Source organism: Acinetobacter legionensis, from assembly GCF_048551735.1.
GTDB lineage: Bacteria > Pseudomonadota > Gammaproteobacteria > Pseudomonadales > Moraxellaceae > Acinetobacter.
Map to the genome: position 1 here is coordinate 199,478 of NZ_JBIMBV010000007.1, position 9,144 is coordinate 208,621.

Below are 9,144 nucleotides of genomic sequence, written 5' to 3' on the forward strand. Positions count from 1 at the left end.
TTAAGTCACAACTCTAGTATATGGACGACCTAATTCATTAAATTTATTGAGCACTGCTACGCGTGCGTGAACCTCATTCACTTGGCTTTGTAAGTTCCCAGCAGTCAGTTTATCTCCTAATAGTTTGATACAGTGCATCTTAGTTTCCACTAAACTTCTTCGATGATAGCCTACCCAATTTTTCCATATCGTCCTGCCCAAATGCTTAATCGTTCATTTCTTTCTAGTGAATGAGTTTTTATATCTTTCCACAGCTTCGCATTCTTTCTTGGTGGAATAACGACATGAGCTTTTCTAGATGCAATCAATTGACGGCAAATCTTAGTGTCATAAGCACCATCGGCATAGACTGAGTCTATTTGTTCTTCTTGTGGAATTTGATGAAGTAAATCACCGAGTACCTGTGAATCACTGAGATTGTTCGTTGTGAGCTGAACTGCACGTCTTTGCAGGATTTTGGCATCTAACTCTATGTGTAATTTACGCCATTGGCGACGATAATCGGGTTGGTATTTCTTCCTTTTCCATTCACCTTCACCTAAAAACTTTAAACCAGTAGAATCCACAAGTAGATGTAATCCATTACTGCTTTTTTGATAGCCAATCGCAAATCACTATGCTTTTGTCTTCTGCAAAGAGTTGAGTAATCTGGTGCAGCCCAATCTAAACCACAACTTTGAATGAGGTTTTAAATAAATCCCAAGGCCATTCGTAAAGTTAAACGAAATAGAAATTTGATCATCAAACAGCATTGAATTACTGTATCGGAGTAGGTTTGATTTCGTCCTTGTGTGCCTTTTAATGGCGCATACCATTGGGTAGTAGGATCAAACCAGTTCGAGAGATTCCCTCGATTCACCAAAGCTTGGTTGTAAGAAGACCAATTCGTTGTACGATAGGTTTTAGGTGCAGACTTATTCATTCGGAAATTATATTACTGAATCAGACCTTACCAACACCTTTGTGCAACAAAGCCATTACACATTGATTCTTATTAACATTGTAAATACTTACTTTATTATCTAATATAGGACCTCAATTATCAACGTCATAATCTGCAACAAACCTTTGTAATAATTTATATCTATTAACAATCTCGTATCCAGTATATTTAATATCAGTTTTGGTTTTCACAGTACGGTACTAAAGATAAAAAGCTATTAAAAACAAAAACCTCATTAAATACGCCTTACTAAAATATAATATTTTTAAACTACCTATTTTAAAAATTAGCTTCTAAAAAACCTCATCGATTGATTTTTTCAATAAATTAATTTTCAAAATTCCATTAACAAATATAAAACCCAAATTTTATAAAATTCGAGACAATCTGATATAACTTTTTGTTAACTTGTGATTATATTTAAAAACTATAACCCATTAATTTTAATAAATTTATCAAAATAAATTTTATCATCATTAATTAAATAAGTTTTGGTTAAAATAAATAACATATCATTAACAAATACCAGAATTGAATAAGATAACAATACTATAGAGACAATTATTTTACTCAAGTCCACCCCTCACCTCAACCGCTATAAAAATCCATAATAAGTCAGTATAAATTAAAAATTTAAATTCTTAAAATCAACATACTGCTGCAGTTTTTTTATTAAAATTTTCCCTATATTTAATAAAATCTTCTTTTAAACTTATTTGTACCTCTTTTCCACTTAAATAATCTCCGTATTTTATTTGATCTGATTTAATCTTAGCATCATCATCTAAAAAAATAGAAGCAAATTCTTGTTGTGAACTTCTCAACATTTTCCCTTTTTTAAAATAAACTATACTTTCATATCCTCCAAAATTAGACTCATTATCTAACCTTGACACAATTACACATTGCGCAGCATCAATTTTATAAATATGTGCATACATAGTTAATACCATGTCGTTATCATAATTTGCTGGAATACTTAATGATTGTAACACTTTATACTTTTTACTGATTTCTTCACCTGTAAGTAAATTTTCCTTTGCTTTGATATTTGTAGTTATAAAAAATACTAAGGCTACGAAAATTCTTAAAATCATATCAAAGTCATCCTTTTAAAAAGTTAATTTTTTATAATTGCTTACACCTAATTGCAAAAGCTGTGGCTTTAAAATACGCCAAGTTTTACCATTAGGATGTAATTCGAAATGAGGATAGTCTGGTTTAAGTTTTCCATTCTTTTTAAATATGCCACCCCATACTAAGCCCAAACTTTCTCCTATTGGACCGAGTTTTTTACTATCTTCTACAGATTGAGAGTCACTAGTAAGATATGTAATTTTACCATCTCTTACAGATACTATATCTATAGCTAAGCCATATTGGTGATAGCTTTGCAATGGTCCTGCATTAGTCACCCCACCAGATAATTTACCTTGAGCAGCAGGACTTCTATAACCATCAGTAATAACCCACGTAATACCAAGTTGTTCGTAAGCCATATTAATTAATTTAATAACAATAGGTTGATAAACAGAGTGTAGTTCAGCTATTCGAGCTAGAGTTCTCTTATAATGCTTTTCTCCACCACATGCTTCAGGCCGCAGACCATTTGCATTAACTGACTCAGGCGATTCCACTGTCGCAACAGGTGTTGACTCTTTGTTTTTTGATGCGTCTTGTTTCACTTTTGGGGTTACAGGCTTTTTCTCATCATTTTTCTTCACTGTAGTTAATTTTACTTGACGCTCATAAACTCTTAACTTTTGATTAGGGCTCAAGCGATCACTACTTAGACCACTTAATTTTTTTATTTCATCAACTGTATTTCCTGTTAGTTTGGCGATCAAAGGTAACGTATCTGTTTGCTGAACAACGATAATCTTCGTTTTTTCTTGCTGATTTGGCTTTGGTTCTTGTGGTTTTGGTTTATTTTCTGACGAAGACGTTAAATTTGTTTGTTTAATTGGAAGCTTTAATACTTGCCCCGGATGAATATCAGTATCATTTTTTAGACTATTAATCCTGAGTAATTCAGCTGTCGTTGTATTATTATCCACTGCAATTCGAGATAAATAGTCTCCTTCGTCAACAATATAGGTTGATCTTATATATGTCCCAGTAGCGACATCTTTAGCAGAAAGATTTAAACCTTTTAGCAGTACTTTTGGGCTACGTATAATAAAAGTAGTTTTTTCTCCAATTAAGTGTATTTTTACTTTTGACTCATATTTTCCTGAAGTTATATTTCTTACTCGAATATCTATGATTGTACCTATTGGACGTTTGATCCATACTGATTCACCGTTCGTAGAAGTTACAAAATCTGATATAAGTAATGTGCCAACCCAAAGTTGATGAACTAAACCATTAATAGGTTGATCTAGCGCATCTAAAAACCGAATATTTGCTAAACAATCCATAATTATATCTCTTGATCATGTGCCTCACAGTTACAGTGATATTCAAAATCATTATTTTCATTGCCATCATCAATAGATACAGTCCATGCTTCATTTGCTCCTATGAGAATTTCATAATCTTGATTTTCAACTGTATCTACACGTTGAGTCCGACCATGTGCATCTAAATTTCCTGAAATGTAGGTACTATTCTTAGTATTGATTAACTTATATTTAACTTCTGAAAATTTATTTTCATAAAATAAGTTATAAAAATCCCATTTATTCGTAAAAGATTTAATTTCATTCATGATTGGGAGTAATGGAATTTCAGTTTTAACTTTCTGTCCTCCCTGAAACTTCTGTTGCCCAGACTTTACTTCAAATAAACGATCTGTTTCGCATAGAATTCCTGTACTGTTCAAGGTAATCCTTGAGGATTTCCCCGTAATCTGAACTTCTTTCGGGCTATTGATTTCAATTTTGTCTTCTGTCGAAGATATCGTGATCCCGAGTTTGGCAAATAGTTCCAAAGCATTCGCCTGCGCATGAATATTAAATTTACCCTGTGCTGCGATAAAGTTGATGCCATCCATCACTGAAAATAAACTTATTTTATTTTTTGCATGCACAATCAAGTTTTTTTGCGAGCTAAAGTTAATACTATCACCAGCAATTTGATTAATTTGAGCATCCGCAGATAAATGGATATTTTCAGGAGTGCTTAAAGCAATCCCATCTTGTGAACTGAGTAAAAGCACGGCTTGATTAAATTTGGCAATTTCTTGTTGGATCTGTTTAGCAAATACTTTTAGTTGCTCAACTGACTCTATTTCATCGGTCTTTTGGTTCTTGGCAATATCACTGAGTGCTTTAATTCTGATTTGACTGCCTTCAAGTTGTTTCTTGGCAGGCTCTGCATCAAGATGATTACCTTTGGCCTGCACTTGTTGATAGGTTGATAGCAATAAACCTCGCCCTGCACGCACCGCACCCCATTGGTCAGTTCTTAACTCAAAACCTTCTCCTCGCCCTTCACTGGTCTCGGTTTCTTTTGGGTGGCTGAGATTACCCAAGTTGAGTTGGCTTGTCGCATGACTACTCTGTAATTGACTGCTTATTTGGTTGGTCGTATCATCAAAGCGAAGTTGATTGTAGCCACTGCCCTGATATTCCTTAGTTTTAATCCCTGCTAATTTTTTTGTGTCAGGCAACTTGCCTTTGTCATCAAACTTAGTCGGATAACGACACCCTTCATGAATTCGTCCCACCACAAAGGGTCTGTCAATGTCACCATTACTGAAAGAGATCATGACGATCTCTCCAACCCTCGGTAAAAATAGTGCCCCATAGCCTTCTCCTGCCCAAGGCGTCAGTACATCGACCCAAGCCGAATCTGTATCATTGTCATTTGAACCTGCACCACCATCATGGGTGTGGTCTTCATTTCGAGTGAACAAAAAGCGTACTTTGATACGTCCCCATTCATCGACATGAATTTCCTCCCCATCCATCCCGACAACTTTTGCTCGTTGTGGATGTGTTATAGGTCGTTGTTGCAGTAGGTTATATTCAGGAACGACGTCGATGTTTCGACGTTGCAATACAAGCTGATTGGCTTGACGTTCATCTTTGTTATTGGTGATGATATTGTTCAATTGCCAATGACTTTGTTTAAGTAATGCTGTCACTTGATCATTCAGGTCTTTAGGCAAGTTGTTCTGATTATAGAATGTCTTTGAGGTGATCAAAAACTCTTTGTCTGCACCTGAATGCTGATCTATTTCAGGATGTTCATTAAATTCAAACCAATACCCCACATATGCATCTCTTACTGTAGAAATAGCAATAAATTTTTTGGCTTGTAGATCGAAATATTTACTCAAGTTTTCATTGAGCTTTTCAATTTGGACATGACCAGATTTGGTTACACCATCTTCACCTTTTAAGTCCTGTATCCATGCAGGACTGACATGAAATGCCTGTTCTAAAGCTAAACTTGCCACATTCTGATTGGCTGAATGCTTATGCTTGCTAAGAACTGAACCTGCACCTTCTTCTTGTTCTAAAGCATCCGCTTGCCATCTTTGTACATGTACAGCCGTAGGCTGAATAGAACGTAAACCAGTAAATGCCGTTATGCTATCTTGTCTTTCTACAGCACTGCTACGGTGAAAACGGATACTACGGCGATCTAGTGCTTTGTATTGTGCATTATGATCGATTAGACGTAGTATCTGTGGTTGAATCTGCTCTGAAGAACTTGAAACTTTATGCTGCGCTTCATCGACTAAGATGCTTATCCCTTCAGAAGCCAACAACCGTTGAATGAAGTCAAAATCGAGCTCATTGCTCTGCATGATGAATGGTCGGACATCATAGTCTTTGGTTAAACCAGTTTTATCCAAAGTCAGGCTTGAGGCAAACAATGGACTTCGCTCTCGCCATTCTTGAAATAGAACCTCCACAACTTGAACAACAGATTTATTCACAAACACTCTGGAGTTTCTGCGATATTTCCAAAGCGCTGTGGGGTCTTCTACTGTAAGGCGATAAATTGTAAGAGAACCGTCACTGGCACCTACATCGGCTTTGGTTACGATCCCTGAAATTCGATTCAGCTCAGATTTGTCATTAACAATATCCACGGCCACTTGACTACCAACAAAGCTTTTTAGAGCAATGCTTGCTGATGTAGATAGACAAGTTAATTGTAGGTTAATGCCTAAGTTAAGTGCATGTGTCCCATCAATACGTTGCAGGAACACTTGATCATTTAAAGATGGATTTGAAAATAGAACATGGATCGTACGATTCTGTGCTGTTAGCCCCAATTTTTCTAAAGCAAAATAAATATTATTCAACATAATCTATTGTGTAGTTTTTTTAAGTTGTATATTACTTTATAATAAAAAATAATATTTTGTCTACCATAGGAGACTTTTCATGTGAATCTCAATTTATTGATTTTTTTATAATATTTTATAATTTAGAGTTCATATTATGAAATTCAACTTTTGCATAAATGCTATAATATAATTTAAAATTATTTTTATATAAATTTAATAAAACAAAAGTTCGATCCATTATTTCCTTTCAAAAAAAGCTGATCTTATTGTGTGATATTTTTATATACTTCCCATCCAAAACTATTTAATTTAAATAGTCACTAGATTTATCTATTAATCTTTTCTGATAATTATTTATTTTTTTCATTTTCACAATATGCAATTAATCAATAAATTCTCATATTATGCAAATTAAAACAAGAACATTCTTGCATTAATTTATAGATATAGCTGTATAAAGCTGTGTATTTTTTGTACCAATACCGTATTTGTATAATCGTTTAATTTTAAAATCGAAATGCAAAATCTAAATGGTTTGAAATGCAAAAAAATTAATTTTTCACATTTTAAAGCATAAAAATCGCAGCAGCATAATAAGGATATTTTATGACTGAAACACATATATATCAGCCACATGAAAAACGTAATCGTGTCATGGCTATCGTTGGGGCTGCTTCTGGTAACTTGGTGGAATGGTTTGATTTCTATATTTATGCAGCATTCGCAACCTATTTCACCCACGCATTAACCGCTCCAGATATGGATGACTCTACAAAAGCAATTTATGTGTGGGGTGTCTTTGCTGCTAGTTTTTTCATGCGGCCCATAGGCAGTTGGCTCTTTGGCTGGATTGGCGATACCTATGGACGTAAAAAATCCATGATCATTTCTATTACCTTAATGGCAATCAGTTCATTTTTATTTGCAGCACTCCCTACTTATGATCAAGTCGGTATGGCAGCACCATTTCTATTATTGGCTGTACGACTTCTACAAGGACTTTCAGTAGGTGGTGAGTATGGTACTGTTGCAACCTATATGAGTGAAGTTGCATTAAAAGGTCAACGTGGTTTTTATTCCTCTTTTCAGTATGTGACGTTGTCTGGCGGACAACTTTTAGCAAGCCTTTTGGGTGTAATCATGTTGGCACTCATGTCCAAAGAACAGTTAATGGATGGAGGCTGGCGTATTCCATTTATTATTGGTGGTGTTGTTGCCATTCTTTCATTCTTTGCACGACGACATTTAAAAGAAACTTTATCTGAAAATGATAGTGCGAAAGAGGGTTCAGGCAGTTTAAAAGAATTACTCAGCAAGAACTGGAATACCTTTCTGCTGGTGGTTGGTTATACCTCAGCGGGTTCTTTATGTTTTTACATCATCACCGTATATTCAAAAACCTATATTACCAGCCTTGGATTTGCAGATAAAACCGTCGGCTATATGATGACCATTGCCCTATTTGTATTTATGTGTGCGCAACCTTTGTTCGGAATGCTGGCAGATCGAATTGGTCGTCGTGCTTCAATGATGCTCTTCAGTACCAGCTGTGCTATTTTTATCTACCCTATAATGGTCATTGCGATGCCATATTTTAGTGGTTCAGCGTTTATTGTGACTTTGTTACTGATCTTCTTAATGATGTTGCTCAGTTTCTATACCTCTATCAGTGGTTTAGTTAAAGCAGAAATGTTTCCACCACATATTCGAGCCCTTGGGGTTGGTTTTGCTTATGCAGTCGGTAATGCAATCTTTGGTGGTTCTGCCCCTGCAGTTGCATTAAAGTTAAAAGACCTCGGTCATGAAAATAGCTTTTTTGTTTATGTGATTGTCATGCTGATTATTTGTCTGTTCTGTAGCATGCAATTACCTAAACAGCCGAAATATTTACACCATGATCATTAGCCTCTGCATTTTAAGGTCTGTTTTACAGACCTTTTCTTTTAATACACGCCTTTTATTGTAAAATATCCGCGTATATACAATAAAGTCGTATTAAACCTTGAGGAAAAGATGAAAAAGATATTGCTTATTCTTATCTGTATTTCGTATAGTCATTTTGCCAATGCTCAAACTCAAAACTATATATTGGTCAATGGTGGTGGAATTGATGATAATGGTTTACTGTTGAAAAACATCCAAGGTAAAACTATTTATGCATATTGCAATCAAAAGTGCGGGCAATGGTTTGACCATGATGAAGAAACAAGCGGACAAATTTTAAAAAAGGAATATATTGAAAAAAAAATCCAAGCAGATATTCAGTTTGAAAAGAATGCAGATCGAGTCATGGGTCCAAGTGCTGATGAGTCCTTTTATTTTATTAATCAAATTAAATTTATTGAATAATTTAAAAATAAATCATGAAATTAGAAGCCTTTCATTCTTTTTTAAAGTCATGATCTTAAGGTCAAAAGCATTATGTTCTATATTATGGACTTAATATTCAATTTTAAAATATTTTAGCTTCATATTTCACTCCTCAGAAACCAACTAAATTAAAACATCTTGACGCCCAGGTATGTCTGAAGCGGCGATACTGGCAATTGTTTGATTATACTTTTTGATACTGCGCTTGGTTTTTCCCATAATTTCATATAAAACTTCTTTTACAAGCTCCTGCTCTGGAGCTTGTAAATAAGCCGCCTGACACCATGTAACTGCTTCAACATAGTCATAATAATGAGGTCGATTTTTAAGATCAAAATGCAGTCTTGCGATCGCACACATTGCAGCAATATGGCGTTTATGTGCTTTTGTTTTTAAAACTGCAATCATTTGCTCTGCAATTTCAGGATAATAGCTAAAATTAAATAAGCGGGTGACATAAATATCAATTAGATCATTCAGCAAATCAGGGCAGAGTAAAACTTGAAGTGCGACATAAACCACCTAATTAATTTAAAGGGTTTATGGAGTATATAAAATTGTCATACCATCATCTTAACTTTGA

Annotated in this window: 6 protein-coding genes and 1 pseudogene; 2 read left to right on the top strand and 5 right to left on the bottom strand. The window is 34.7% G+C overall.

Features of this window, described 5'->3' with window-relative positions; genetic code table 11:
* The 4 genes and pseudogenes from ACG9ZL_RS08675 to ACG9ZL_RS08690 all read right to left on the bottom strand — a co-directional run bounded on the left by ACG9ZL_RS08675 (window position 1) and on the right by ACG9ZL_RS08690 (window position 6,209).
* Window positions 1–922, bottom strand: a pseudogene (locus tag ACG9ZL_RS08675) (IS5 family transposase).
* Window positions 923–1,590: 668 nt separating this feature from the next.
* Window positions 1,591–2,040 carry a hypothetical protein gene (locus ACG9ZL_RS08680; protein WP_336950931.1) on the bottom strand — a complete coding sequence of 150 codons (450 nt, stop codon included), beginning with the start codon at window positions 2,038–2,040 and terminating at the stop codon, window positions 1,591–1,593.
* 15 nt (window positions 2,041–2,055) lie between these two features.
* Window positions 2,056–3,363, bottom strand: coding sequence for a LysM peptidoglycan-binding domain-containing protein (locus ACG9ZL_RS08685; RefSeq protein WP_419359753.1), 1,308 nt, complete (start codon window positions 3,361–3,363; stop codon window positions 2,056–2,058).
* A 2-nt stretch (window positions 3,364–3,365) separates the two neighbouring features.
* Window positions 3,366–6,209, bottom strand: a complete 2,844-nt coding sequence (locus ACG9ZL_RS08690) for a type VI secretion system Vgr family protein (RefSeq protein ID WP_419359754.1) — start codon at window positions 6,207–6,209, stop codon at window positions 3,366–3,368.
* Between the two features lie 588 nt (window positions 6,210–6,797).
* Here ACG9ZL_RS08690 and ACG9ZL_RS08695 point away from each other — a divergent pair.
* Together ACG9ZL_RS08695 and ACG9ZL_RS08700 are read left to right on the top strand one after the other, a co-directional pair.
* Window positions 6,798–8,096, top strand: a complete 1,299-nt coding sequence (locus ACG9ZL_RS08695) for an MFS transporter (protein WP_419359755.1) — start codon at window positions 6,798–6,800, stop codon at window positions 8,094–8,096.
* Window positions 8,097–8,204: 108 nt separating this feature from the next.
* On the top strand, window positions 8,205–8,540 hold the full coding sequence (locus ACG9ZL_RS08700; RefSeq protein ID WP_336950926.1) for a hypothetical protein: 336 nt from the start codon (window positions 8,205–8,207) through the stop codon (window positions 8,538–8,540).
* A gap of 144 nt (window positions 8,541–8,684) precedes the next feature.
* On the opposite strand, the gene ACG9ZL_RS08705 is transcribed toward ACG9ZL_RS08700, so the two are convergent.
* Entirely contained in the window at window positions 8,685–8,969 is a 285-nt protein-coding gene (locus ACG9ZL_RS08705) for a hypothetical protein (RefSeq protein ID WP_419359756.1), read from the bottom strand.
* Between the last annotated feature and the right edge of the window lie 175 nt (window positions 8,970–9,144).

Coding starts and splice junctions, on each gene's coding strand:
- ACG9ZL_RS08700 (WP_336950926.1), top strand. CDS start 8,205: ATGAAAAAGATATTGCTTATTCTTATCTGTATTTCGTATAGTCATTTT.
- ACG9ZL_RS08690 (WP_419359754.1), bottom strand. CDS start 6,209: ATGTTGAATAATATTTATTTTGCTTTAGAAAAATTGGGGCTAACAGCA.
- ACG9ZL_RS08695 (WP_419359755.1), top strand. CDS start 6,798: ATGACTGAAACACATATATATCAGCCACATGAAAAACGTAATCGTGTC.
- ACG9ZL_RS08705 (WP_419359756.1), bottom strand. CDS start 8,969: ATGATTGCAGTTTTAAAAACAAAAGCACATAAACGCCATATTGCTGCA.
- ACG9ZL_RS08685 (WP_419359753.1), bottom strand. CDS start 3,363: ATGGATTGTTTAGCAAATATTCGGTTTTTAGATGCGCTAGATCAACCT.
- ACG9ZL_RS08680 (WP_336950931.1), bottom strand. CDS start 2,040: ATGATTTTAAGAATTTTCGTAGCCTTAGTATTTTTTATAACTACAAAT.